Here is a 26,025-nt window from a genome sequence, read left to right as displayed (position 1 = left end):
GAATGAATTCTTTTTAAAGAAAAAACGCCTATTCAGCCGCTTTGAATAGGCGTTCTTGTACTTTTTTGGACATTTTGATCCGAGCTCTTTCCATATGCTTTTGGACAGTTCCTTTCTTTACATCTAGCATCATCGCAATCTCACTAAATGAAAGTCCCTGCGTTGTGTGCATAAAGAAGACGTCTTTTTCTCGATCTGTTAAAACGGACAAAGCTTCGTCAATTCGTCTTTTGTCCCGCTCACTTACCTCTCTTTCTTTCTCTTGAATAAGGGTATATTCATGTGATAAGGCCTCTAATACTTCTGGATTGGCAAGGATCGTGCGCTGATAAACAGAACGTCTGTCCAATCCCCTGCGCGCGCCTGGCTCTCTGCCGATTTGAAGCCAGTCCACAACGTATTCTAGATCACTGACCATACTGGCGATCATTTTTTTGTCATGCTTATCTTGATCTGACAACTGCTTCTCCTCTGTTTCTCTCAATCGTTCATATCGTTTTCTAGCATCTTTTAATGCTCTTTTATATTCGATCAGTAAATCTTGCATATGTGCTCTCTCCCTTTTTTAGAAAATAAAAAACGGACACCAATCAAGTCCCTTTCAGTAGGGTCTTGATCAGTGTCCGCAGGCTTTCCGTCTTGGACTTATGATGTTGTGTATTTATCATGCTCGCTGATTTTAAAACCAATCTCATGATCCACTCTTGCAAAATGCCCCTTTGCTGTTTGAATAATTGTTTTTCCATGTTCAGGCACATCCATCTTATAGGCCGTTCCTACATTTCCATCTAACACAATGACTTGAATCTTTCCTTTTTCCATTTCACCGACAAATGTCTGGTTTTCTTGAATGATGAGCTGTTTTGGCTCGTTCATATGCTTGTCTCCTTTTTTGGTGATGACCTCATGCCGTCACCGACAGTATTTAAAATGATTTCCACTCTTGGACGCATGCTATAAAACTGTGAAACTCTTAAATCCACAATCTGCAAAGGGGCGTCATCGGCAATGGAGTGAAGTGCTTCTAGAATATGCTCCAAACTTGGCTGGAGGATGCTGATGTGCACTGGACGTATCAAGCCTTTTTCAGCATATGTACGCTTGTCTTTGCCGGCAGCTAGATCAATTGGCATATTGTAAAATAAACGAATGTCCAGTGATAGTGTGCCTTTTATTCTTTTTGAGCATTGCGCTTTTGCGGCTGCTCGAATTCTTTTCATCAACGGCTCTTTTGTGAATAAATGCTCTGTCTCAATGATGAAGTGGATCACCATGTTACGATCTCCCATCATCCTTGCTCCACTGCCGGATGTCTTGTTCGTTTTGACTCGCTTTGAGCAAACATGTCAAGAGCGTCACGATTTGCTTCAATCGATTCATATCGCTCTGATTCCTTCCTTCTGCTTTGCATCCATCGTTTTTTCTGCCATGAGGGTCATATAGGTGCGCTTCGCTTCTGCCGTGGCGAAAGCAAACATTGGTTCCTTTTGATGAAAAGTCATCCAACCGCCAGCTTGTTCTAAACAAAGCTGGGCTTCTTTTCGATCATCAAACGTCAACTGATGTCTCATCATCGTCAGCTCCCTCCTCGTTGTCATCGCCGTCTACTTGATAGCCATATCGCTTGATCTCATACGGCCAGTAACTTTTTGGATATCCAAAGTCATTGATTTGTGTCACGATCGGATGTTCAATATTCATTCTGTTTGTCTCTCCTTTTTCAGAGCGGTCTCTTTTCAAATTACTCTTTTTGTGTAACTTTTAGCTAAAAAAAAGCGCTTGAACACTGATATTGAACAGCTCAGCAATATGCTTTGCTCATTCTGCACTGGGCTTTGTGCGGCTTTTTCTATATTCGCATCCTCACTCGTGTCCTTATATGCAATTTTTTCGCCATATACGTTTGTGTTTTCCCTTGTAAGATTCGTTCTTCTCGCAAATGCCTCTTACTCAATATGTGTAAGTTATACTCATTATGATAATATACACAAAACGAGTAAGTCAATCATATTTTTATTCTTTTTGTGTATTTATTTATCTTTTCCGTGTAATTCATGATAAAATTTACACATAATATGAAAAAAGGTGTTTCCAATGGATAATTTGACTGGAAAGATTCTAACTGAATTAAGAGAGAAGCATGGATGGAGTAAGTCAACCGTTGCTAAAAAACTCGGATTAAAAGCGATGTCGACCTATGCAAACTGGGAATATGGATTGAGAAAGCCCGATGGTGAAATGATTGTGAAAATCGCCGAGTTATATGGGGTCTCAACAGATTATCTCCTCACAGGTAAGGACAAAGGCACCTCCGATTACGACCTTGCAGATGATCCTGATTTGCAAATTGCGTTTAAAGCTGCCTCCGACTTTTCTGAAGAAGCACGAAGACAAACCATCGACTTTATTAATTACATTAGAGAGAAAGAAAAGCAAAAAGGCCGTCAGCCAAAGCAGTCAGACGACAAATAAAAGAAATCTGCTCTTTCATGACCTCTTTTTATACAGCATCACATAGCTGGGGATATACCCAGCTTTTTTTAATGCCTCTTTTTCCTCTAAAAAAAGAATGACCTATGAATAAAGTGATGACAGTGAACCGTACACTTTCTGTAGATTATTCAATCGCCGTCTCTCGTCCAGCCATCAAATTTCTGTGTCTGTTGCAGCGTATGCGATTCAATTAGATCAAACTGCTCCGAATTCCACTTGGATTCGTGCCATGCAACGCGGTTCTGTGACTGTTTCTTACTATCATTCACTAGGTGAGCTTGTGATTCACTATATAGCTGTTCGATAAGCAATCTAGCTTTACATATCAAAAGGCGATGAGATGAAGTCATCCCCTTTTAGTGTTTCGGACTGCCATCCTCTGATCAGTGGTTGCCAATATTCATCCAATATGTTAACTTCTAATAAAATAAAGTTAACATATTGAGAGGGGCTTATTATGGGAAAACAAACGTCTTTGTCCTGGGAAGCGATAGCGGAGCAGGCGATGAAAAATGAACCGATCACCATGGAAGCAGGTCTAGATATTCTTGAAGCAGACGACGGAGAATTGTTACCTATTATGCATGCAGCCTATCAAGTGAGATTTCATTTTTTTCAAAACAAGGTGAAGTTAAATATGATTTTGAACGCCAAAAGCGGTTATTGTCCTGAGAACTGCGGGTATTGTTCACAGTCGGTCATGTCAAAAGCGCCTGTTGAGAGATACACAATGCTTGATCAAAAAACCATTGTGGCCGGTGCGCGTGAGGCATTAAAACGAAAAGCGGGTACTTTTTGTATTGTGGCAAGCGGGAGAGCACCCTCGCATCGTGAATTAGATGAGGTAACCGCAGCAGTTAAGGAAATTACTGCGACGATGCCTTTGAAGATTTGTGCATGCCTTGGATTATTAAATGAAGAAAAAGCAAAGCGTCTGAAGGAAGCAGGCGTTCATCGTTATAATCACAATATCAATACACATCAAGATCATCATGCTCAAATCACAACGACCCATACATATGATGACCGTGTGTCGACCATTGAGCAGGTTAAACAGTCAGGTATGTCGCCATGCTCCGGTGTCATTATCGGCATGGGCGAAACCAATCAGCAAATTGTTGAAATGGCTTTTGCGCTCAGAGCCCTTGATGCGGATTCGATTCCCATCAACTTTCTCCATGCAATCAAAGGAACACCTCTTGAACATCAGGGACGCACCCACCCAATAAAAGCGTTGAAGGTTTTGGCACTGATGCGATTCATCAATCCAACGAAGGAAATTCGAGTATCTGGGGGAAGAGAGTTTAATTTACGAACGCTGCAGCCCCTCGCATTATATGCGGCAAACTCTATTTTTGTCGGTGATTATTTAACCACAAAAGGCCAACAAGTCCAAACCGACCATCACATCATTGAAGATCTAGGATTTGAAATAGAAGAATGTGCGCTGTAAAAAAAGTCTGCCGATGAATCGGCAGACTTCTGACGTTGAGATTAGAATCTTTTATGGAAATCAACCGTGCCGCTGCCTTCTTCGCGATCAAAGCTGCCAATAAAGGTCCAGTTAATATAACCGCCGTCACCATTGTTGACAAACGTACCATCTTCAAACACCCAAATACCAAACGTAATCCCATCATAAACGACACTATCATAATAGACTACATTGTTCAGTCCACTAAAGTCATGGTCTTGGCTTAAGTTTTGGACAACCACATTATAGTTTTGATCTGCTTCATAGAATGCACTGTACGCTGCATTTTTGACAAATCCATCACGATTTTGAGATGTTTTCACTGCTTCTTCAATTTTATCGGCAATGGCTACTGGATCAATCGAGACACTTCCATCGACACCTGTTGTCGTAGCAGCTTCAGCCTTTTGACCAAAAGTCGTAAGAGATAGAGGGACAGCAACCATTGAAGTAGCAATCATCGAACTAACAAAAAATTTGCTTGTTTTTCTCATTATTTCTAACTCCTCCTTTAAATGGTATGTTGATGTACTACCCTTTTACTTGTCTCTTAAACACTAAATTAAGAAAAAAGTTCATTTTCTACCAATTAAGAGGGGTATTTTACTGTTTAAAAGGGATGAAACAACAAAAAACTACTCTTTTGAAAGAGTAGTTTGAAAGAGTAGTTTTTATCATTACATAAACAGGACAAATAAAATCAGACCTAGGATGATTCGGTATATTGCAAAAGGCACGAGTTTGATTTTATTGATCAATTTTAGGAAGAAGCGAACAACAAAGAGGGCGACAATAAACGCACTCACAAAGCCGACAATAAAGAATGGAAGCATGTCTGGTGTTAAATATTGGGCATTTTTCACAAGAGTTAAGAGACTTGCTCCCGCCATAATTGGCATGGCCATGATAAATGTAAAGTCAGCCGCAGCACGGTGATTCAGACCAAGAATTACACCACCTGCAATTGTAGAGCCTGAACGCGAGAAGCCTGGCCATAGCGCCAAACATTGAAACAGCCCGATATAAAGTGCCTGTCTGTACGTCATGTTATCCACAGAGCTTGTTTCTGCTTTACGTTTATTGATCCAGTCAGCGACAAGCATCAGCACAGCTCCTAAAATCAACCCGACAGCGACCGTTCTGACGTCAAACAAATATTTATCAATATAATCTTCAAATATGAATCCTAAAATGACGGCTGGGACGAGTCCAACAGCAATTTGAGCAATGGTCAGCTTATGTCCGCTGCGCTTTTGTTCTTCTGTGATATTCTTCTTTAAGCCTAACAAGTTCAAAATACGATCTTTGAACACGATCATTACAGCTAGAATAGAGCCTAACTGAATCACGACTTTAAATGTGTTTGCCGCCTCTGGCGTAATGATTTCCTTTGATTTTAACCAAAGATCATCGACAATGATCATGTGTCCTGTAGACGAGACAGGTGCATACTCTGTTAGTCCTTCGACAATTCCTAAAACCAGTGCCACGAATAAATCCCATAGATTCATGATTTTCTTTCCTTTCAATTCTGATCTTTTGAATAGGCCAAACATCTATGTCCACATAAAGACAAGCTTCCTTTTTCGAAAGCTCGTCTTTATGATACTATATTTTTTTCTAAAAAGATTATGCCATCAAACGTTTTCTTCTTTATACAGATTGGATTGCTTTTTGAACCAATCAAATAGGTGGGTCGTGATGACTTTCAGAACGGCATACGTCGGAATGGCGACAATGACGCCGACTACGCTGAACAGTTTACCCGCTGTTAAAAGAACAAAAATGATGGTGATCGGATGAATATGAAGGTTTTTCCCCATGACTTGCGGAGAAATAAATTTCCCTTCAATCAACTGAACAACTGTCCAGACAATGATAAGTTTCAGCAGCATCACTGGTGACGTAACAAGTGCAATCACAATCGCTGGTGTAATGGCAATCGTTGGACCAAGGTAAGGTACCACACTTGTACATGCCGCAATGATGGCGAGCAGCAAGGCATAGTCTAGTCCAATAATCATATAACCGATTAAGAGAAGAATACCGATACAGAAGCTGACAATGATCTGTCCGCGTATATATGAACTCAGGCGATGGTTCATTTCGTGGAGGACGATATGTGTATGGTCTCTTAACTTATTCGGAATAAATTTCAAGAAATAGTCTGGCAGTTTTTTGCCATCTTTTAATAGATAGAACAGAATGAACGGCACTGTGATGATTGAGATGATAATTTCAGTGAGCGCACCTAAGAAATTTCCGACCCCAGTAAAAGTGCTTTCCAAAATCTTCGTTGCTTGACTTGATGCTTTACTGACTAGTTCAGATACATTAAAGTTCATCGTCTTCTGTACTTGATTAATAAAGTTGCTTCCTGTTAATTGTCTAATCTGTTCTTCTACCGTGTCAACGTATTTGGGCAGATTATGAAACAGACTCATCGTTTGTGCTTGTAAAAAAGGAATAATAGACACGATGGTCACTGTAATAATCCCAATAATGACAATATATAAAAGCAGAATCGAATAGATCCGTTTCACTCTAAATCTTTCTAACAAGTTGACAATCGGATTTAATAAATAATACACAACCCCTGTTAAAATAATCGGTAAGGCAATGGTTTTGACGAGTACAATGAGCGGCGTGAAAATAAAAGATGTTTTCGTGAAAACAAGAATATTCAACCCTATTAATAACAGGATGAGTAAAAAGAGAACAAACTTGTTATCAAGAAAAAATTTTTTAAACCGACTGCTCCACATTTGCATAGAATTCATATCGTTCCTCCAAACACGGGCTATTTTATTAGTAAATTGTACACTACTTGATCTTCATAGGGTGATGATTGTTTCAGCTTTTTGCCAGTTTCGCAATGGACATAGCCCATACAATTAAAATTGGCTGTCCAATCAATCTCATCCATAGCAACGCTTGTTCTGTGCTCTCTTGACCTGGAAATGGAATCCCCTCTCTTGCAGCAAATAGATTTGCTGGGAAAATGAGCACAAGATAGACAGCGATCACTTTTGCTGCCACAACCCTTACGTTTGGCAAAAGCAGCAAAACTCCCACCAGCCATTCCAGGCATGCGGTCGCATAGACGATTCCATATGGAAATGGCCATCCAATCATCATGCGGGCAAAGCCGCTCGGCTCTATCACATGAAAAACACCGGCTGCTATGAATAAAAGCGCAAAGACGTATGTACTTCCTATATGCAGGATGCGCTTCATGTTCGGTTCCTCCTCTCCCTTCTTTCTGAGTATTACCCGAATGAAGGAAGAAACTACCCACTTTTCGTACATTTATATCCTTTATGTAAGACGCATCAGCCTAGATAAAGGTTTCATCCGCTTTTCATTAAAAAGAATATTCTTTCATACAAACGCTTTCAAAGCATGTATAATCAGAGAAAAGCAGAAGGAGGGAATCACATGATTCGATTTGCTGTCATTGGAACGAATTGGGTTACAGATCGATTCTTACAGGCTGGTGAAGGAATAGCGGATTTTACCTGTACGGCCGTCTATTCGCGATCTGCTGAAAAAAGACAGGCATTTGCCGAAAAATATGGAATTGATACCGTCTTTACTAACTTACATCAAATGGCGGCAAGCGATGCATTTGATGCAGTGTATATCGCAAGCCCAAATGCCCTTCACAAAGAGCAAGCCATATTGATGATGGAGCATCAAAAACATGTATTATGTGAAAAACCATTGGCCTCTCATCGAAAAGAGGCTGAAGAGATGATTGCCACAGCAAAAAAACATCAGGTTTGCTTAATGGAGGCGATGAAAACCACATTTCTGCCAAATTTTCTTCAAATTAAACAGCATCTTGATCAACTAGGCCCTATTCGACAAGTGGTCGCCCATTACTGTAAGTATTCCTCAAGATATGATGCCTACCGAAACGGTGAGATTCCAAACGCCTTTAAGCCGGAATTATCCAATGGCTCTTTAATGGATATTGGGGTGTATCTCGTCTTTCCCATCATCTATTTATTCGGACTGCCAAATCAGATCACTGCCAGAGGGTATACCCTTTCTTCTGGTGTGGATGGGAGCGGCTCGTTACTTTTACAGTATGAAGGGCAGCAAACACTTCTTTTTCATTCAAAAATCTCAACATCTCATTTATCTGCTGAAATCCAAGGAGAGGATGCCACGATGGTGATTGATCAATTCCATCGCCCTTCTCGTATCACGATCCATGATCGAAAGGGGCAAGAAACCGACATCTCCCTCAAAGATGATCAGCCTGCCATGTATTATGAACTTGCTCACTTTATTCAATGTATCCTGCAAGAAACGTGGCAGTCCCCGGTCAATACATTCGCCTTATCTGTTCAAACCATGTCCGTCATGGACGAGGCGAGAAGACAAATCGGCATTATATATCCTGCCGACAGATAAAGGTCATGAGGCATTTGATGAACAAAGGGCTAAAGTGATCTTTATTTTAGCCCTTTGTTTTTTTCTGTGTGATTCCATTTATTTTGCCGCTAATACATCGGCAAATGCTTTCACATATGGCGGAAGGTCCGGCGGGCGTCTGCTTGATACAATATGACCATCTGTCACAACGGCTTCATCAAACCATTCCGCTCCAGCATTCGTCATATCATCTTTAATACCAGGTGTACTCGTCACTTTTTTACCTTTCAGGATACCAGCTGAAATGAGCACCCATCCGGCATGACAGATTTGTCCGATCGGTTTGCCCTTTGCATCAAACGTACGAACGATGTCTAATACTTCTGGATATCGGCGCAGTTTATCCGGTGCCCATCCCCCAGGAACGAGAACCGCATCATAATCATCTGCTTGAATGGAATAGAAGTCTGCATCTGATACAGCTGGCACTCCGTACTTCCCGATATATTCATGATCTGCTTTTTGGCCTACGAGATGGACAGTTGCCCCCTCTTCTCTTAATCGCAAAACGGGATACCATAGCTCTAAATCTTCAAAATCATCACTGACTAACGCAATGACCTTCTTATTTGATAAACGCATAACATCTCTCCTTTTCTTCGGATTTCCTCTATTGTACGAGATCATCTCTTAAAAAGAAAAGCGGTTCCCCTTGAGGAGAACCACTTTCCATTATTCACTGATCTTGAATTTTTTAATTAAGTCACGCAATTCTTCCGCCATTTGGGAAAGCGTCGTCGAAGAAGAACTAATCTCTTCCATTGATGCCAGCTGTTCTTCTGCTGATGCCGCGATATCTTGAATACTTGCTGAACTCTCTCTGGATACATCTGCAATTTCATTCACTGCTTTAGAAATTTGTTCAGATCCTTTTGAAAGCTCACGAACTGTCGTATTCATTTCATTGATTCTTGTCGCAATTTCTGCCGTTTGCTGATTGATTTGTGAGAAGCTTTCTTTTGTTTGGTCTGTAATTGATAGGCCATTTTTTACTTCTTCATTCACAGATTTGAACATATTTTGAGACGTTTCAATTTCAGATACAATTTCTTTAACAAGTTTTTCAATCTCTTTTGCTGAATCCGATGATTGAACCGCAAGTTTACGTACTTCTTCCGCTACAACGGAGAAGCCTCGCCCGGATTCGCCTGCACGTGCTGCTTCGATCGCTGCATTCAGTGCGAGTAAATTCGTTTGATCTGCAATGCCGTTAATGACACCTAAAATGTTGGTGATATCTTTTGATTTATGCTCTAATCCGTTGATCACACTTTCAGCTTCTTTCACTGAATGATCAATTGTTTTCATTTGGCCAACTGTCTGTTCAACAAGCTGTCCGCCTGTTTCGGCTACTGTCTTTGATTGAACAGATGATGCTGTAATGACATCAGAGGTTTGTGCGACTTCATTTAGTCCCTCGTTCATTTGTTTCAAGTGGGTTGCACTTTGTTCAACCATTTCGCTTTGATTTTCGTTACCGTTCGAGAATGCTTCAATAGATGATGTAATATGTTCGGTTGCTTTTGTCGTTTGACCTGCACTTGCCGTCAGTTCTTCAGACGATGAAGCCACGTTCTCAACAGATGTCTGAACAGCTTGGATCACATCTCTTAGTGACCCGCTCATTTCATTAAAGCTTGTACCGAGTTGTCCAATTTCATCTTTTGACCGGACAGCAATTCTTTCTGTTAAATCTCCCTCACTAATCTTCTTAGAAGATGAAACAAGCATAGAGAGTGGTTTTGTAATGGAACGGATGATCAAGAAGATCAGAATACCGCCAATGATGAGAGCGCCGACTAATATAATGGCTGCCATGTTAAAGACTGGCTGCGCAGCATCTTCTACTTCACTCACAAACATCGTACCTGCAATCTTCCAGCCCGTCAGCTTGTTTGTGATGAACACCATTTGCTTTTGTTTGCCTTCAAACTCATAGCTTATCGACCCTTTATCTTGTGAATAGAGCTTGTCTATCCATTCGCCCGACATTTTGGTACCAGCCTTTTTCGTTGGGTGAGCAACAAACGTATGATCAGGACTTCCGATAAAGGCATATCCTTTTTTACCAATGTTAATACTATTTGACTCTTTTACTAGATTCGCAATGTCTAGGTTCATCGCAATGACACCAGACCCGTCCTCTAATTTTTTAGAAATCGTAACTACAAGTGTACCAGTTGACGCTGTTGGATAAGGTGCTGATACTGACAGCTCACCATTTTTCGCCCAGCCGTCTTTATACCAATCCCGTTCCGTTGCCACATAATCAGCAGGCATTTGTTTATTAGGATATCTTGAGAACACTTTGCCATCACTTGAAGCAACAAAGATGCCTTCTGTGTCATGATTCATACTCATGAATTGTTCAAAGCGTCCTTGAATATCAGTCGTCCCTTTTTGCTTGAGCTTTTTCTCCGTGATCCATTTGCTAAAGAAATCAGCTGCATCTGTTTTCACTTCTACTACCTTCGTAATATTTTTATCTAGCTGCTCGACATTTTCCTTTGCGCTTTCCATGATTTGATCATTTAAGGAGGTGCTCGCCGTATGATATGAAGAGAATGCCAATACAATCATTGGACATAAAAGAATAAATAAGAAAGAAAAAATAAGTTTTTTTGAAATCGATGGCTTCTTGAAATACTGTATGAATTTCATAAAAAAGATAACTCCTTTTAGTGAGATAGTATATATATCGGAAGTACTACTATGTTCTTTACTTTTTTAACTTATTAAAGTCTACATAAGTTCAAAATACCCAAATTATATGCAATGAACGGAAAAAAACACCTGACGTTTTGGCGTCAGGTGTTTCACTATAGTTCCTATATTTTAAATTGTTTAATGAGTTCTCTCAGTTCTTCTGCCATCTGAGACAAAGTGGCGGAAGATGAGCTGATTTCTTCCATGCTTGCCAGCTGTTCCTCTGCTGATGCCGCAATATCTTGGAAACCTGCGGCGCTTTCTCTTGAAAGCTCTTTGATTTGATTGACGGCTTGTGAAATATCGTTCGAGCCATGTGCAAGTTCTTTGGCTGATCCGTTCATTTGTTTCATTTGTTCTGTCATTTCTGATGTTTTATGGGTGATTTTCTCAAAACTTACTTTCGTTTCATCTGTAATGTTTAATCCAGATTGCACTTCACCTGCTACTTGTTTAAACATATTCTGTGATTTTTCAATTTCCTCTACTATTTCGTTCGTCAAGCTTTCAATTTCTTTTGAAGAGCTGCCTGATTGCTCTGCCAGCTTGCGAACCTCTTCTGCGACAACAGAGAAGCCTCTTCCCGCCTCACCTGCACGTGCTGCTTCGATCGCGGCATTTAAGGCGAGAAGATTCGTCTGGTCTGCGATGCCGTTGATGACGCCAAGAATGTTTGTGATGTCCTTTGATTTCTGCTCTAGTCCTGCAATGACCAGCTCTGCTTCTTTCACTGCCTGCTCAATGGTTTTCATTTGGCCTGCTGTTTTTTGAACGAGTTCTCCTCCAGCCTGAGCGGTGTTACTAGATTCGATAGACGATTCCATCATATGAGAGGTCGTGTCGACCATATGCGATAAGCTACGATCCATTTCGTTCAGCTGGACAGAGCTTTTTTCGATCATATCATTTTGATGTTCAGTGCTGTTTGAGAACTGTTCAATAGATGATGTAATATGCTCGGTCGCTTGGGCTGTCTGTCCCGCGCTTGCCGTTAATTCTTCAGATGAGGCAGCTACATTCTCAATCGAATTCTGGACGGCTTGAATGACTTGTTTCAGTTTTGCTGACATATCGTTGAAGCTCTGTGCAAGCTTGCCGATTTCATCGTGAGTACGCACCTCAATATGCTGGGTAAGATCTCCCTGACTAATTTTCTCAGCCGATTCAGAGAGCTCTATCAGTGGTTTTCGAATGGATTTAATAATAAAATAAATGGCGATTCCACCTAATATAATTGAAGCTGCAAGGATCATCATTGTTAAATCAAGCACTGGCTGTGCTGCTTCCTTCACTTCGTTGACATACATCGTCCCGGCGATCTTCCAGCCTGTCACTTCATTTGTGTCATAAAACATTTGCTTCGGCTGTCCCTCATATTCATATTCAAAATTGCCCTTTTTATTAAGATACATCTTTTTGCTGGCGTCACCTGTCAATTTCGTCCCAGCCTTGGCCGTTCTATGAGCAATATAACGTTTGTCTGACGTAGCCACAAACGCATAACCTTCTTGGCCAATTTTGATGCTGTTTGTATCTTTCACGACAGTGTTCACTCGCATATTGATCCCAATCACACCAGAGCCGTCCGCTAATTGTTCTGATATTGTGATGAGCAGGTCATCAGATGATTTTTCCGTAAAAGGATCTGAAATGATGAGATTTTCATCTTTCATGGATTGTTGAAACCATGTTTCGTTTTTTGCGTTCTTTCCACTCCCTTTGTGAATCTCGGAATATTCAGTTAGTTTACCATTTTGATCTGCAACAAATACTTCCACTACATCGTCATCTATTTCTGATAATTGCTCTAATTTCACCTTGAGTAAATCTTTGTTCTTAGATGTCACTTCCTTCTTATTTATCGATTTGGATAAGTATGAAACCATATCAACCTTCGGCTGTATATCTTTATTAATCAGTTCGTTTAATTGATTAACCCCGTTTGCAGCACTAGACATAATCTCATTATTGAGAGACTTGGAAGCCACTTCATAAGAAAATGCGGCCAATACAAGAATTGGCACTAGAAGAATCGCTAAGAATGCAGTCACTAATTTCTTTGACATCGTAAAGTGCTTAAAAAAGTTGATTTTTTTCATCATTCTACTCCTTTTGATTTATGATTTGTGGTCTTTCCCTTCTATTCTTAGGTAATATGAATTATTTTTCAAGGTCTAATGTTCAAGCGATAAGCGATTTGAGTAATTTTACCCATTTCTTTTGATTTACTCATTCAAAAGAACCTCCTGGCTGGGCTGGAGGTTCTTCTCATTTTGTCTATTCCACTTTAAATTTGCTGATCAAATCGCGTAATTCTTCTGCCATAGATGAGAGTGTGGCAGAAGATGAGCTGATTTCTTCCATTGATGCCAGTTGTTCTTCAGCTGAAGCAGCAATGTCTTGAATATTTGCGGAGCTTTCACGTGATACGTCTGCAATCTCACGGACAGCTTCTGAAACATGAGCAGAGCCTTTTGACAGCTTGACAACCGTTTCGTTCATTGTTTGGAGCTTATCTGAAATTTCTTTGGTCATGTCGAAAATGTTGTGGAAGCTCACTTTCGTTTGTTCAGTGAAGCTTAAGCCTGATTGAACTTCTTGATTCACTGCTGTGAATACTTCCTGTGATACATCAATATCTTGAACGATTTCATTAATTAAATGCTCAATTTCTTTCGCTGAATTGGACGATTGAACAGCAAGTTTTCTTACTTCTTCTGCTACAACGGAGAAGCCTCGACCGGATTCTCCAGCTCTCGCTGCTTCAATCGCTGCATTTAGCGCCAGTAAATTCGTTTGATCGGCAATGCCATTGATGACACCGAGAATTTGGGTAATGTCTTTTGATTTACTTTCGAGTGCACTGATGACATGCTCTGCTTTTTTCACTGATTGATCAATCACGTTCATTTGGGAAGCTGTTTTTTCAACCAGCTGGCCGCCTTCCCCTGCAATCTCTGTTGATTTGATTGATGAAGCGGTAATGGATTCAGCCGCTTCATTCATATGCTGAAGACCTCGGTTCATTTCCTCTAATTCGTCTGAGCTTGATTCCACTTTATCATTCTGGCTTTCATTCCCACTGGAGAATTGTTCAATGGCTAATGTAATATGCTCAGTTGCTTTACTTGTTTGTCCTGCGCTGGCGGTCAGTTCTTCTGATGACGAAGCGACATTTTCGACAGAAGTTTGAACAGCACCAATGAGGGATCTTAATGAGTCAATCATCGCATTAAAGCCTTTACCAACTTGTCCAATTTCATCATCTGATTGAATCTGAAGTTTATCACGCAAATCACCATTGCTGACCTTTTTGGAGAAGCTGGCAAGATTGGATAATCTTTTTGAAATAGAGCGGACGATAAAGAAGATGAGGATTCCTGCTACAATCAGTGTCACACTGAACACGATAATGGCTGTATTAAAAACAGGCTTTGCTGCATCTTCTACTTCTGATACGAGCATTGTTCCGCCGATTTTCCATCCGGTTAATTCATTGGTCACATACGCAACCTTTTTATCTGTTCCTTTGAGTGTGTAACTGCCGCTTCCTTCTTTGTTTTTAAATATGATGTTCGCCAGATTTTCATTGACTTGACTTCCTGGCTTTTGGGTTGGATCTGCTAGGACCGTTTTATCCTTCTCCATCATGAAGGCATAGCCTTTTTGTCCAATTTTGATTTCTTTTAATTTTTGAAGCAGGCTGTCAATTTCCATATCAAGACCAATGACACCTGAGCCATCTTTCATTTTTTGGGCAATGGTGATGACCATTTTGCCTGTGGATGCTGCTACGTAAGGCTTAGTGATGATTTGTTTACCATTTTCAGCACTCATTGCCTCTTGATACCATGGACGCTTTCTTGGGTCATAGCCATCAGGCATTTTTTGGACTGGGTATTGCATGAACAAGCCCTTTTCAGAACCTGCATAGAAAGCAGATACGTCTTTGTTATTAATTTTTCCATATTGCTGCAATTCTTTAATGGTAGCTTTTCTATTTTTTTCTTGAAGATCAGAAGCCTTGAGAGTATCTGCAAACAGTGTCACAGCCTCTGCTTTGTTTCCAATATTCTCATTGATTAAGGTATCAAATGCATTGACCTGGCTCATGGCACTTCCCATAATCTGATTGTCCAGCTCTGTCTTTGATGTGAAAAACGCACTAATTGTCAGTGCAGCAGTTGGCAGTATGAGGACGACCAAAAACGCAATAATTAACTTTTTAGAAATGGATGGTTTTTGAAACCATTGGATCATTTTCCCCGTTTTCTCTTTCCCCCTTTAATTCTCTAAAGTTATTATCGGATAAAAGGTTTATTTTTAGAGACTGGAAATGACAATTAAAAATAAAAAAAATACCCAGACAATTCTGGATATTTTTTCATCGTTTTTTAATTGATTTTAAATTGACTTGTCAGCTCTTTTAGTTCCTCTGCCATATTGGCAAGTGTCACAGAAGATGACGTAATTTCTTCCATTGATGCCAGCTGCTGTTCAGCAGATGCCGCAATGTCTTGAATGTTTGCTGCACTTTCTCTTGAAACTTGACGCATCTCCTGCATGGCTTGTGAGACAAGCTTTGAACCGCTTGATAAATCAATCGCTGTATCATTTAATTGAGTCAGCTTTTTCGACATACCTTCTGCCGCCTCATAAATGTTCTGGAAGCTTTCTTTTGCTTCTTCTGTCATGCCGAGTCCTGCATTTACTTCTCGATTGACAGCTTTGAACATATCTTGAGATTTAGCAATTTCTAACACAATTTCTTGGATCAGCTTTTCAATTTCTTTCGCTGAATCTGCGGATTGGACGGCTAGTTTTCTGACTTCCTCCGCTACGACAGAGAAGCCTCGTCCTGATTCACCTGCTCTTGCTGCTTCAATGGCTGCATTTAGTGCAAGTAAATTCGTTTGATCTGCGATTCCGTTAATGACATTTAAAATACTCGTAATATCTTTAGACTTGTATTCTAATTCTTTCATGACTTGTTCTGCTTCTTGCACAGATGTATCAATATGTTTCATTTGATTGGCTGTGCTTTCAACGATACGTCCGCCTTGTCCAGCAGCCTCTGTCGATTGAACCGAGACAGCAGCAACTTCAGATGAAGTATGTGACATCCCTTGTAATCCTTCATTCATTTGCACAAGCTGATTCGTACTAGATTCGACTTTCTCGTTTTGTGCTTCATTTCCATTTGAGAATTGTTCAATCGACATCGTGATATGTTCTGTTGCTTGACTCGTCTGGCTGGCACTTGCAGTCAGCTCCTCTGAAGCCGAAGCCACATTGTCGACAGATTGCTGGACAGCTTGAATGACTTCACGAAGGGATTCACTCATTTTGCTAAAGCTTCTTGTCAAATCCCCTATTTCATCCTTCGATTTGGTTTCAAGGGTTTCTGTTAAATCCCCTTCACTCACTTTATTTGAGAAATGAACAAGCTTTCTCAGTCCAATGGTAATCGACCGAACGATGAAGAAGATTGCGATGCCGCCAAGAATAAATGAAGAAATTAAAAGAATAATGGCAGAATTCCAAACTGGCTGTGCTGCTTCTTCTGCTTCCGATACAAACATCGTTCCAGCGATTTTCCAGCCTGTTAAATCATTCGTCACAAAAACGAGACGCTTCTGTTCTCCTTTATTCTCATAAGTTGCTGTTCCTTCTTTGCCGCCGTAAAGGATAGATGAAATATTACCTGTGACCTTAGAGCCTGATTTTATTTCTGGATGGGCCACAATTTGTTTGTTTTTATTTGCAATAATGGGATAGCCTTCTCGTCCAATTTTAATGTCTTTGATTTTATCGACAATATCCTGCACATCAATATCAATCCCAATTACACCTGACCCGTCCTTCAGACGTTGAGCGATTGTCACGACCATGCCTTCGGTTGTGGCAGAGACGTATGGATTGGTGATAACAGGCTCACCGTTTTCGTCCTTCATCGCAGCTTTATACCAGTCGCGTGTCGTTGGGTCATAGCCTTTTGGCATATCTACTTTAGGAAACTGAATGAAGTCGCCTTTTTTACTTGCTGCATAAAATCCAACCACATCATCTTCATTGATTTTGCTATATATCTCAAAATGCTCAGAAAGTTCATGCTGGTTATTCTTTTTGAAATCGGCAGCAGTGGATGCTTCGGTAAACAGTTTTACTGCATTTTCTTTGTTCAAAAGCTTTTGCTCGATCATGTCATTCAACTCATTGACTCTTGCCTTTGCGCCATACATGATTTCATCATCTAATTTTTGCTTGGCAATTTGATATGAAATCGTACTGAGTATAATGATCGGCAGGACGAGAACAAGTGTGAATGAGATAATCAATCTCTTTGAAATCGATGGTTTTTTCAACCATTTTATTGCACTTTTCATGATTTTCCTCCTTTTAAGCGTTACATTTTATATCGGACATCTTTATATTATTTTCATGTTTTTCAAATAAAAAGGATGCTTTTTTGTTTATTTTCACAAATTGATTCCTTGCCCAAGCATCCCGCATACGCTAATACAAAAGGGGGCGCTTTTCATATGATTATCCTTTCAGGACAGCCAGTGACAAATGAGCAGCTGGCATCGTTTCAGCTAGAGGGTCAAAAACGGATCATCTTGATGCAGTTACAATCCTCAAATGATACGTTCCGCTATAGGCAAGCATCTGATTTGTTATTTGAGGTGACTTTAAGATCGAACATTATGAATGCAGCTAGAGATCTGAATAAAAGCGGTGCCTCATTTGCGATCTTTCAAAGGTCTCGTGCAAATGACGCATTTTGGCGGGTATCAGAGGCAGGCGCATTAGAACTGCGCTATCAAGTCGAACCATCTACAGGGATTAAAGACATTTTTGAAAACGGCTCAAAGTATGCCTTTGAATGTGCAACGGCGATTGTCATTGTGTTTTATATGGGGGTGCTGCAAACAGTAGGAGACGAGAAATTCAATCGAAGGCTTCGGAGTTTAACACTGTATGACTGGCACTATGATACATTGTCGATTTATACAGAGCGTGGAAATGACTTTATTTATGGGGACTGTTTATATTTCGAGAATCCGGAGTTTAGTTATCAGCAGTCCCAGTGGCGCGGTGAAAACGTCATTTACTTAGGAGAAGATCAATATTACGGACATGGACTTGGGATTTTAACAGCAGCCGAAATTATCGACAAATTAAATAGCAGAAGGCGGCCAGGTGCTGTTCAGTCCGCTTATTTATTGCCGCAGACCACCAGGATGGATGTCATTTATCTCAGGCAAATGTTTGGCAGCTAAAAAAGGCCTCTTGTCTATAGGTTATGACCAGGGGCCTTTATATGCTTTACGTTTGCGATAGTCTGGAAGCGTGCCAAGCATTGTGTTCACAAGGATTTCCATTTCCTCTAAATCGTTTCTTGTGACCGGAGGATCGTGCTGGCTCCATTTCACGTAACGAACGAAATAGTAATGGCGAATGGGGGTAAGGACGGCTGGAGAGTGCGGAAAATCATCAAATAGACATTCGATTTGTCCTTTTTTTCGGTATGAATGGTTTAAGATTTCCACCCTATCACACCCCCCTCATGAATTTATGTTTGGGTCAGGTCACGCATGATGTCTTCAACAGTTAAAATCGAGTGAATGCGGCCAGTGCCCTGTCCGGCCCAAAGAGCCATTTGATCAGCGCTTCCTGCAGCGGCTGCCGCTTTTCGCATTGGTGTTGTCCATACATGCTGTACTGGATAGGGAAGCACCCTCTCCTCATTCAGCCTTTCTGTCTCCATCCACTGATTCACAATGCCTCTTGCCCTTTTGCCAGAAAAAAGCCTTGTAATCGCTGTTTCACTGCCCTCGGCCTGTAAAATGGCTTTTTTGTACACCTCTGCCGCAGCGCTTTCTTGACTGGCTAAAAACCGTGTGCCTATTTGCACTGCATCCGCTCCAAGCGCTAGTGATGCTTTCATACTGGCTCGATCTGTGATACCACCAGCGGCGATCAATGGGACATGACATACTGGTCTAACCTCACAGATCAGACTAAAGAGTCCCTGCAAAGCATCGCCCTTTGAAGGTAAAAAGGTGCCTCGATGCCCTCCTGCTTCACTTCCCTGAAGGACAATGGCATCCATTCCCTTTTCCTCTAAAAGAAGCGCTTCTGCTTTTGTTGTCGCCGTTCCAATTAAAAAGATCCCTTTTTGTTTTAAGTGATGAATGGTTTGTTCATTCGGACAGGCAAATGTAAATGAAAGAATAGGGACGTTTTCTTCTTGAAGAATGTTGATTTTTTGTTCAAAATCATCCCATAATTCCTCCTCGCTTGGCATCTTATGTGCTTCTGGTAATAGAGGCAGCCGTTTCTCCCAAAATGACACATCTTCTGCTTTTATGTCTGAAATTGGCTCAGGTACAAACACATTGACTTGAAATGGGCGAGATGTAAGCTGTTTGACCTGCCTGATTTGCTGCCGCATATGTTCAGGCTGTACATAACCACTTGCTAAGCTGCCAAGACCTCCATATTGTGAAACAGCTGCGGCAAGCTGCGGCGTCACGGCTCCTCCTGCCATTGGCGCTTGGATGATCCCATGTTTGATTTGAAGTAAAGCTGTGAATTCCCCCATTTTTCCCCTCTCCTACTCGTTTGATGACACCTGAACATAAAAGTGGCGATATCTCGGTCCGTCAAACTCACAGAAATAGATTCCCTGCCACGTTCCAAGCACAAGATCACCGTTATGAACAAGAACATGCTGAGATGCGCCCATATAACTAGCCTTCATGTGTGCTGCTGTATTTCCTTCCATATGACGGTCCTTTGGATGTTCCCATGGAAAGACTTCGTCAAGCCGGCGCAGCATATCTCGTTTGACATCTGGGTCCGCATTTTCATTAATGGTGATGCCTGCTGTCGTATGTGGACAATAGACAATGACGGTTCCGTTTTGAATACCTGTTTCCCTCACATACTGATGGACTTCATGGGTCACGTCTATCATGTCATCTCGTCTGTCTGTTTGTAGATTGATTTTTTTCATATGACTGCTCCTTTTTGTCGTTTCTATAAGACCATACCCTTTTGCTGTGAAACAAATCACGACCAATCGGCACAAATATCCTCACACCTAAAGTTTACCAAGCAAAAAAACCTCGTCAATAGCTCCGAGGTTTTTAGGAAAAGTGAACCTTTTTTACTTCGATGGTTCGAATATGATGATCTTCTGCATCTATGATTTTAAATTCACAGCCTTCTGCTTCAATGATATCTCCAATGTCAAAATCGATTTTATGCGTCATCATCCAGCCTGCAATCGTATCGACATCATCATTCTCAATCGCTAAATCCAATAAATCATTGACTTCATCAATCAGGGCTTTCCCGTCCATCACATAGTGAAAGTCGCCCTTTTTCACAATATGCGGCGTCTCATCTTGGTCATACTCATCCCGAATTTCTCCGACAATTTCCTCTAATATGTCTTCTACTGTGACGAGCCCGGCTGTTCCGCCGTATTCATCCACAAGCACTGACATATGAATCCGTTCCTTCTGCATCAAAATAAGCAATTCCTGAATGGGTGTACTTTCAATCACACGAATGACAGGACGCATTAAATCTTCAATGGACACCTCTTGATGGAGGAAGCTTGCTTTAAACACATCTTTGCTATTGATCACACCAATGACATGATCTTTGTCTTCTTTAATCACAGGATAGCGTGTGTACCTTTCGTTTAGCATATAATGCGTCACATCTTCTAGCGTCTGCTCAATATCAATGGCTGAGATTTCGGTGCGCGGAATCATGATCTCTCTCGCCACTCGGTTATCAAATTCAAATATTTTATTCACATATTTGTATTCAGATTGGTTAATCTCGCCCTTTTCGTAGCTTTCAGACAGGATCAGACGCAATTCTTCCTCACTGATCGCCACTTCATGTTCTTTGACAGAATGAAAACCAAATAATTTCACAATGCCTCGCGCAGCCCCATTTAATGCTTTAATAAACGGGTACATGACTTTATAGAAAAAAATAAGGGGTTTTGCCGTCACAAGGCTGACAGCCTCTGCTTTTTGAATGGCAATCGTTTTGGGCGCTAGTTCTCCAACGACGACATGTAAAAACGTAATGATCACAAATGCGATGATAAACGATATGATATCTATCAACGCGGAATGAAGCCCTAAATTTTCAAACAGCGGATGCAGGAAATGCTCTACCGTCGGCTCTCCTAACCACCCTAAGCCTAATGCCGTGATGGTGATGCCAAGCTGACAGGCAGATAAATATTCATCAAGGTTTGATGTCAGCTTTTGAACATGAATGGCTCGCTTATCACCGCTTTCAATCAACTGATTGATTTTAGAGCCTCTAATTTTCACAATCGCAAATTCAGTGACAACAAAAAATGCCGTCGCAGCAATGAGTAATAGGACTAAAAATACGTTTAAAATATACAAAAAAACCCTTACCTAACACTGGTAAGGGCTCACCTCCTCTGGCGTCAATTAATCATTACGGCCATTTAGGAAGATCATTACAAACCGAAGCAATTCAAACAGGGAGACAAGGGCCGCCGCTACGTACGTAAGAGCTGCAGCATTTAATACCTTGTTCACGCCTCTTTCTTCACTGCTTCTAATGATTCCTTCTGAAACAATAATATCTTTTGCACGAGAACTTGCGTTAAACTCGACAGGCAATGTCACTAGCTGAAAGAACACAGCAGCTGAGAACAAAATGATCCCAAGCCCGATTAAGTTAAGGCTGCCGAGCAAAATTCCACCAAGGAAAAGGAGCGGGGCAACACCAGATGCAAAGTTCACGACAGGGAAGATCTTATGTCTCAAGACAAGCGCACCATAAGATTCCTGATGCTGCAAGGCATGTCCAACCTCGTGTGATGCAACTGAAATGGCCGAAATCGAATGGCCATAATACACAGGTTCAGATAAACGAACCACACGCTGCGTCGGGTCGTAATGATCAGTCAAAGTTCCTCTTACCGGTTCAACAGGTACGTCATATAACCCGTTGCGATCTAAAATATATCGAGCAGTTTCAGCACCTGTTTTCATACTGGCTGCTTCAACCTTTGAATACTTTTCAAAATTATTCTTCACTTTAAATTGTGCCCAAAATGACAATCCCAATGCGGCAAATGTTAAAAAATAAAAAAACAGCATGCTCATCAGCTTCCTTTTTATTTTATATATTTATTTACAATTTTAATGACTTTTATGTAACGTGTACAGCAAAAAGCACTAGGTCTTTTTAAGGGGGATGACTGCGCCAATGAAAAAAAAGAACATTCCTAAGCATGCTGTATAAAATGTCACCGTTCCATATAGGTCTTGAAAGAAGCGCAGCCATGAGAAATCATTCATAAAATGATTGACCGCATTTAAGTCAAATACAAGCAAGATCACAGCTGATGATAAAAAATGTGCGCCGATAAAAAGAAGTATGGTCTTTTGAACAAACGACATTCGCATTCCCTCCTTCTTCTCTCTTATTTTAAGATATGGTTTCTGTTTCAATACATGACGAAGATGAAAATTTGTTTCCTCAATCGGGCATACTGAACATGAGCAGTCTCCCTGAAAGGACGAGTCCGATGAAATCAAACCGTATCTTTATCGCTTGGCTAAGATGGCCTCTTTATCTTCGCATTGCCATCATTATTTGTTTCATACTTCTCTTTTTTGGACAATTAATCGTGTTACTTGAACCAAAGCAGTATCATACGATCTTTGATGGGATTTGGTGGGCACTCATTACAGTTTCTACTGTTGGATACGGTGATTTTGTGCCGCAAACCACGCCCGGGCAAGTAGCAGGCATGGCGCTCATTTTTATCGGAGCAAGCTTTGTCACTGCTTACTTTGCCACGCTTGCCGCCGCTGTGTTTAGCAAACAGCATCATTATGTAGAGGGGAAGGTTGCGTTCAAAGGGAAAGGACATCTGATCATCGTCGGGTGGAATGAGAAAACAAACAAACTGCTTCAATCGTTTCAAACGATTGATCCCGCCATACCGATTGTGCTGATTGATGACTCCTTAAAGGAAGGGCCTCTTTTAGAAAATGTTCATTTTATTAAAGGACATGGTACCGAAGATGTGACTCTGCGCAAAGCCAATATTACCGGCGCAGATACACTAATGATTACCGCAGACCAGCATGAAAATGAAGTGACAGCCGATATGCAAAGCGTCTTAACCTTGCTCGCAGCAAAAGGGTTAAATCCTTCGTTATATTGTTTAATTGAAATCTTAACAGATCGTTATGTGAAAAATGCTGAGCGGGCTGGAGCCAATCAAGTCATCCACACGTCTGATGCCGTCAATCATTTAATGGTGGAACATTTTCTTTTAAAAGAACAGCTCCTGGCGTTAAAGAAAAAACGACATATGACACTGCATAAACACATCACCATCATTCCGGTACCGGCTTCATTAGCTGGAGAGACATTCTTAACAGCGCTCCATCACTTTCTAGAGCATCATGTGATCATTATAGGTGTACAAAAAAAAGAAGGACCCATGATGAATCCTCCCTTTGGATATGAGCTTCACCCAGAGGATGAGCTAATCAGCCTTTAAAGCAGCGCGTCTTCTAATTCCTTAACGAGTGAAAAGCCAATGTCGGTATAAGCCTTTGACACATCTCCATCTTTCTCTTTTGGCTCTTGGAATTGGTTAAATGATGCCCCCACATTTCCAACCATTGCATGGTCATCTAATTTGTCTTGATACACATGCTTTAAGAGAAATGGATGTCCCATTTTTACGACAACGCCGGGCTGATCCAGCTGCCCTTTCTCGGCTGTAAATGGGACTCTCAGAAAGGTGTAGCCGTCACGGTTGTCAATTTTATAATCGAAATAGCCGTGATCATAATCCCAATTGCCATTGATGACGTATCCGAGCGGCTTCATGGTTTCTTCTAGATGGTATAGTGTGAAGCTTTCACCAGTCAGCCTGGATGGTACATGAATCATACAGAACCCTCCTTTTTGTATAGGGTTCGTTAAAGAGAGGAATTCATACATCTGCCCCTCGTGATTTGTACATTGTTTGTAAAAGCGGCATCCAACAAGCTCTGGCTGGATGATGCATTTGTCTCATTCGCACTGCCCGCTCCTGATGTGTCCTTCACAGCACTCATTGGACAGATTCGCCCGACATTGCCAAAGTTAACAATGGCCTGCCCAGAAATATCATGAATATAAATATGATTTGTTCTCATCGCTTCTTCAACCTCCTCCATTGATTATTCTATGTTCAAAACATCGGAAGGCTTGCACTGAATCCATGAGAAAACAAAAAAAGGCACACCTTTTAACAGGTGTGCTCAGATTGTGGACAAAGGGCTAAAATGATTTTTATTTTAGCCCTTTGTCTTCTTTTCAGCGTGATCTGAAAACCTTTGCAGTCTATGAAGGACGAGTACCGGAGCGAATTTAACATTCGTGAGCACCGGCACGCAGGACTGACACCGAATGCGAGGGTTTGTCTACACGCTCGGCACACCTTTTAACAAGTGTGCTTTTTCGTTCTTAAGATTGTTTGAGACGGCTTTCAAGTTCTGCCTTTTTCTCTTCGAAGCCCGGTTTTCCTAATAAAGCAAACATATTCACTTTATACGCTTCTACTCCTGGCTGATCGAATGGGTTGACGCCTAGTAAGTAACCAGACATCGCACATGCTTTCTCGAAGAAGTACACGAGATATCCGAATGTATAAGCATCCATCTCAGGAATGGTGACAATCAGGTTCGGTACTTTCCCATCAGTATGGGCAAGCATTGTCCCTTCAAATGCTTTTTTATTGACGAAATCGACTGTTTTTCCTGCTAAATAGTTTAAGCCATCAAGGTCTTGTTCTTCTGCTTCAATGACCAGCTCATGACGAGGCTTGTCTACATTCACAATTGTTTCAAACAAGTCTCTTCTTCCCTCTTGCACATACTGACCAAGTGAATGAAGATCAGTTGAGAAGTTGGCAGATGAAGGATAGATTCCTTTTTCATCTTTTCCTTCACTTTCGCCGAATAATTGCTTCCACCATTCTGCAAAGTATTGTAATCCTGGCTCATAGTTAATCAGCATTTCAATTGTCCGGCCTTTATTGTAAAGAACATGACGGACAACTGCATATTGATAAGCCGCATTTTCTGTGAGCTCAGATGAAGCGAAGTCTTCGCTTGCTTTCGCAGCACCTTCCATCATTTGATCAATGTCTGCACCGCTCACAGCGATTGGCAATAGACCGACTGCTGTTAAAACGGAATAGCGTCCACCGACATCATCAGGGATGATAAATGATTCATAGCCTTCTTCTGTTGCTAAAGTTTTAAGAGCTCCGCGCGCCTTGTCAGTTGTCGCATAGATACGTTTTTTCGCTTCTTCAGCACCATATTTTTCGATAAGAAGCTTTTTAAAGATGCGGAACGCAATGGCTGGCTCTGTTGTTGTTCCAGATTTTGAAATCACGTTAATGGAGAAATCGGCATCCTCCAGCAAATCCATGACATCGGTTAAATAAGAGGAACTGATATTGTTTCCAATAAAAATGATTTGCGGTGTCTTGCGTTTGGCCTTTGGCAGCGCATTATAGAAAGAATGGTTTAAAAACTCAATGGCCGCACGTGCGCCAAGATAAGACCCGCCGATTCCTACAACGAGTAATACATCAGAATCAGACTTAATCTTCTCTGCACTTTTTTTAATACGGGCAAATTCTTCACGATCATATTGCTTCGGTAAATCAACCCAGCCTAAATAATCACTGCCAGTACCCGTTTGCTCATGAATATGATGATGGGCCACCTTCACAAAATCTTTTAAATATGTAAGCTCATGTTCTTGAAAGAAAGGTAACGCTTTCGAGTAGTCAAATTGAATATGTGTCATCGCTT

At 41.0% G+C, this 26,025-nt stretch carries 28 protein-coding genes and 3 pseudogenes; 5 read left to right on the top strand and 26 right to left on the bottom strand.

Going from position 1 to position 26,025, the window contains the following annotated elements; translation table 11 throughout:
* Positions 1–28 precede the first annotated feature (28 nt).
* The 5 genes from GPA07_RS05530 to GPA07_RS18605 all read right to left on the bottom strand — a co-directional run bounded on the left by GPA07_RS05530 (position 29) and on the right by GPA07_RS18605 (position 1,701).
* Positions 29–547: a sigma-70 family RNA polymerase sigma factor gene (locus tag GPA07_RS05530; RefSeq protein WP_071168703.1), complete on the bottom strand. Its 519-nt coding sequence runs from the start codon at positions 545–547 to the stop codon at positions 29–31.
* A gap of 98 nt (positions 548–645) precedes the next feature.
* Positions 646–822, bottom strand: a complete 177-nt coding sequence (locus GPA07_RS05525; RefSeq protein WP_442859331.1) for an XtrA/YqaO family protein — start codon at positions 820–822, stop codon at positions 646–648.
* A gap of 50 nt (positions 823–872) precedes the next feature.
* Positions 873–1,274, bottom strand: a complete 402-nt coding sequence (locus tag GPA07_RS05520) for a RusA family crossover junction endodeoxyribonuclease (protein ID WP_157293136.1) — start codon at positions 1,272–1,274, stop codon at positions 873–875.
* A gap of 102 nt (positions 1,275–1,376) precedes the next feature.
* A complete protein-coding gene (locus GPA07_RS05515; RefSeq protein ID WP_232532114.1) occupies positions 1,377–1,574 on the bottom strand; it encodes a hypothetical protein in 198 nt (65 codons plus the stop codon).
* Complete coding sequence (locus GPA07_RS18605) at positions 1,549–1,701, bottom strand: hypothetical protein (RefSeq protein WP_197226931.1); 153 nt, start codon at positions 1,699–1,701, stop codon at positions 1,549–1,551. The genes GPA07_RS05515 and GPA07_RS18605 overlap by 26 nt, the downstream gene beginning before the upstream one ends.
* Positions 1,702–2,094: 393 nt before the next feature.
* Here GPA07_RS18605 and GPA07_RS05510 point away from each other — a divergent pair, with 393 nt between their 5' ends.
* A complete protein-coding gene (locus GPA07_RS05510) occupies positions 2,095–2,472 on the top strand; it encodes a helix-turn-helix domain-containing protein (RefSeq protein ID WP_008361451.1) in 378 nt (125 codons plus the stop codon).
* A gap of 478 nt (positions 2,473–2,950) precedes the next feature.
* Positions 2,951–3,946: a biotin synthase BioB gene (gene bioB, locus GPA07_RS05505; protein ID WP_008361456.1), complete on the top strand. Its 996-nt coding sequence runs from the start codon at positions 2,951–2,953 to the stop codon at positions 3,944–3,946.
* A gap of 41 nt (positions 3,947–3,987) precedes the next feature.
* On the opposite strand, the gene GPA07_RS05500 is transcribed toward bioB, so the two are convergent.
* From GPA07_RS05500 to GPA07_RS05485, 4 genes are all read right to left on the bottom strand, one after another.
* Positions 3,988–4,461, bottom strand: coding sequence for a hypothetical protein (locus tag GPA07_RS05500; RefSeq protein WP_008361458.1), 474 nt, complete (start codon positions 4,459–4,461; stop codon positions 3,988–3,990).
* Between the two features lie 183 nt (positions 4,462–4,644).
* Complete coding sequence (locus tag GPA07_RS05495) at positions 4,645–5,478, bottom strand: undecaprenyl-diphosphate phosphatase (RefSeq protein WP_198303842.1); 834 nt, start codon at positions 5,476–5,478, stop codon at positions 4,645–4,647.
* Between the two features lie 126 nt (positions 5,479–5,604).
* Entirely contained in the window at positions 5,605–6,747 is a 1,143-nt protein-coding gene (locus GPA07_RS05490; RefSeq protein ID WP_008358928.1) for an AI-2E family transporter, read from the bottom strand.
* Between the two features lie 73 nt (positions 6,748–6,820).
* Positions 6,821–7,204 (bottom strand): hypothetical protein, encoded by a 384-nt coding sequence (locus GPA07_RS05485; protein ID WP_157292156.1) that lies wholly within the window; start codon positions 7,202–7,204, stop codon positions 6,821–6,823.
* Positions 7,205–7,405: 201 nt separating this feature from the next.
* Between GPA07_RS05485 and GPA07_RS05480 the strand changes: the two genes are divergently transcribed.
* Positions 7,406–8,389, top strand: coding sequence for a Gfo/Idh/MocA family protein (locus tag GPA07_RS05480; protein WP_157292155.1), 984 nt, complete (start codon positions 7,406–7,408; stop codon positions 8,387–8,389).
* A 78-nt stretch (positions 8,390–8,467) separates the two neighbouring features.
* Here GPA07_RS05480 and GPA07_RS05475 read toward each other — a convergent pair whose 3' ends face one another.
* The 8 genes and pseudogenes from GPA07_RS05475 to GPA07_RS19100 all read right to left on the bottom strand — a co-directional run.
* Positions 8,468–8,992: a type 1 glutamine amidotransferase domain-containing protein gene (locus GPA07_RS05475; protein WP_157292154.1), complete on the bottom strand. Its 525-nt coding sequence runs from the start codon at positions 8,990–8,992 to the stop codon at positions 8,468–8,470.
* Positions 8,993–9,082: 90 nt separating this feature from the next.
* Complete coding sequence (tlpB, locus tag GPA07_RS05470) at positions 9,083–11,071, bottom strand: methyl-accepting chemotaxis protein (RefSeq protein ID WP_157292153.1); 1,989 nt, start codon at positions 11,069–11,071, stop codon at positions 9,083–9,085.
* A 167-nt stretch (positions 11,072–11,238) separates the two neighbouring features.
* Positions 11,239–12,018: a methyl-accepting chemotaxis protein gene (locus GPA07_RS19125; protein ID WP_442859330.1), complete on the bottom strand. Its 780-nt coding sequence runs from the start codon at positions 12,016–12,018 to the stop codon at positions 11,239–11,241.
* A 207-nt stretch (positions 12,019–12,225) separates the two neighbouring features.
* Positions 12,226–13,002 (bottom strand): annotated as a pseudogene (locus GPA07_RS19120) (cache domain-containing protein); the annotation flags it as partial.
* Positions 13,003–13,393: 391 nt separating this feature from the next.
* On the bottom strand, positions 13,394–14,344 hold the full coding sequence (locus GPA07_RS19115; protein WP_406566801.1) for a methyl-accepting chemotaxis protein: 951 nt from the start codon (positions 14,342–14,344) through the stop codon (positions 13,394–13,396).
* 42 nt (positions 14,345–14,386) lie between these two features.
* A pseudogene (locus GPA07_RS19110) lies at positions 14,387–15,229 on the bottom strand (HAMP domain-containing protein); the annotation flags it as partial.
* A 281-nt stretch (positions 15,230–15,510) separates the two neighbouring features.
* Positions 15,511–16,338, bottom strand: a complete 828-nt coding sequence (locus GPA07_RS19105; protein ID WP_406566800.1) for a methyl-accepting chemotaxis protein — start codon at positions 16,336–16,338, stop codon at positions 15,511–15,513.
* Positions 16,339–16,500: 162 nt separating this feature from the next.
* A pseudogene (locus GPA07_RS19100) lies at positions 16,501–17,319 on the bottom strand (cache domain-containing protein); the annotation flags it as partial.
* Between the two features lie 339 nt (positions 17,320–17,658).
* Between GPA07_RS19100 and GPA07_RS05450 the strand changes: the two are divergent.
* Entirely contained in the window at positions 17,659–18,399 is a 741-nt protein-coding gene (locus GPA07_RS05450) for a protein-glutamine gamma-glutamyltransferase (protein WP_008358947.1), read from the top strand.
* A 21-nt stretch (positions 18,400–18,420) separates the two neighbouring features.
* Here GPA07_RS05450 and GPA07_RS05445 read toward each other — a convergent pair whose 3' ends face one another.
* From GPA07_RS05445 to GPA07_RS05420, 6 genes are all read right to left on the bottom strand, one after another.
* Entirely contained in the window at positions 18,421–18,669 is a 249-nt protein-coding gene (locus GPA07_RS05445) for a hypothetical protein (RefSeq protein WP_157292151.1), read from the bottom strand.
* A gap of 23 nt (positions 18,670–18,692) precedes the next feature.
* Positions 18,693–19,724, bottom strand: a complete 1,032-nt coding sequence (locus GPA07_RS05440; RefSeq protein ID WP_157292150.1) for a nitronate monooxygenase — start codon at positions 19,722–19,724, stop codon at positions 18,693–18,695.
* A gap of 12 nt (positions 19,725–19,736) precedes the next feature.
* The gene (locus GPA07_RS05435) at positions 19,737–20,138 is read right to left on the bottom strand and encodes a secondary thiamine-phosphate synthase enzyme YjbQ (protein WP_034739193.1); all 402 of its coding nucleotides are present in this window, start codon (positions 20,136–20,138) and stop codon (positions 19,737–19,739) included.
* A gap of 133 nt (positions 20,139–20,271) precedes the next feature.
* Positions 20,272–21,564 (bottom strand): hemolysin family protein, encoded by a 1,293-nt coding sequence (locus GPA07_RS05430; RefSeq protein ID WP_008358955.1) that lies wholly within the window; start codon positions 21,562–21,564, stop codon positions 20,272–20,274.
* 48 nt (positions 21,565–21,612) lie between these two features.
* Positions 21,613–22,287, bottom strand: coding sequence for a zinc metallopeptidase (locus GPA07_RS05425; RefSeq protein WP_117733154.1), 675 nt, complete (start codon positions 22,285–22,287; stop codon positions 21,613–21,615).
* Between the two features lie 81 nt (positions 22,288–22,368).
* Positions 22,369–22,593, bottom strand: coding sequence for a YuzI family membrane protein (locus GPA07_RS05420; protein ID WP_008358960.1), 225 nt, complete (start codon positions 22,591–22,593; stop codon positions 22,369–22,371).
* Positions 22,594–22,721: 128 nt separating this feature from the next.
* Here GPA07_RS05420 and GPA07_RS05415 point away from each other — a divergent pair, with 128 nt between their 5' ends.
* Entirely contained in the window at positions 22,722–23,708 is a 987-nt protein-coding gene (locus GPA07_RS05415) for a potassium channel family protein (protein ID WP_157292149.1), read from the top strand.
* Here the strand turns inward: GPA07_RS05415 and GPA07_RS05410 are convergent.
* The 3 genes from GPA07_RS05410 to GPA07_RS05400 form a co-directional block, all read right to left on the bottom strand.
* Positions 23,705–24,106 (bottom strand): YugN-like family protein, encoded by a 402-nt coding sequence (locus tag GPA07_RS05410; protein ID WP_008358964.1) that lies wholly within the window; start codon positions 24,104–24,106, stop codon positions 23,705–23,707. The genes GPA07_RS05415 and GPA07_RS05410 overlap by 4 nt on opposite strands.
* 29 nt (positions 24,107–24,135) lie before the next feature.
* Positions 24,136–24,354, bottom strand: coding sequence for a spore germination protein (locus tag GPA07_RS05405; protein WP_008358966.1), 219 nt, complete (start codon positions 24,352–24,354; stop codon positions 24,136–24,138).
* 310 nt (positions 24,355–24,664) lie between these two features.
* The gene (locus GPA07_RS05400) at positions 24,665–26,020 is read right to left on the bottom strand and encodes a glucose-6-phosphate isomerase (protein ID WP_157292148.1); all 1,356 of its coding nucleotides are present in this window, start codon (positions 26,018–26,020) and stop codon (positions 24,665–24,667) included.
* Positions 26,021–26,025 lie beyond the last annotated feature (5 nt).

It is taken from the genome of Bacillus sp. ms-22 (genome assembly GCF_009759805.1).
In the GTDB taxonomy this organism is placed as follows: domain Bacteria; phylum Bacillota; class Bacilli; order Bacillales; family Bacillaceae; genus Bacillus; species Bacillus xiamenensis.
The sequence above is the reverse complement of the archived record's forward strand: the minus strand, read 5'-3'. Positions and strand labels throughout refer to the sequence as shown.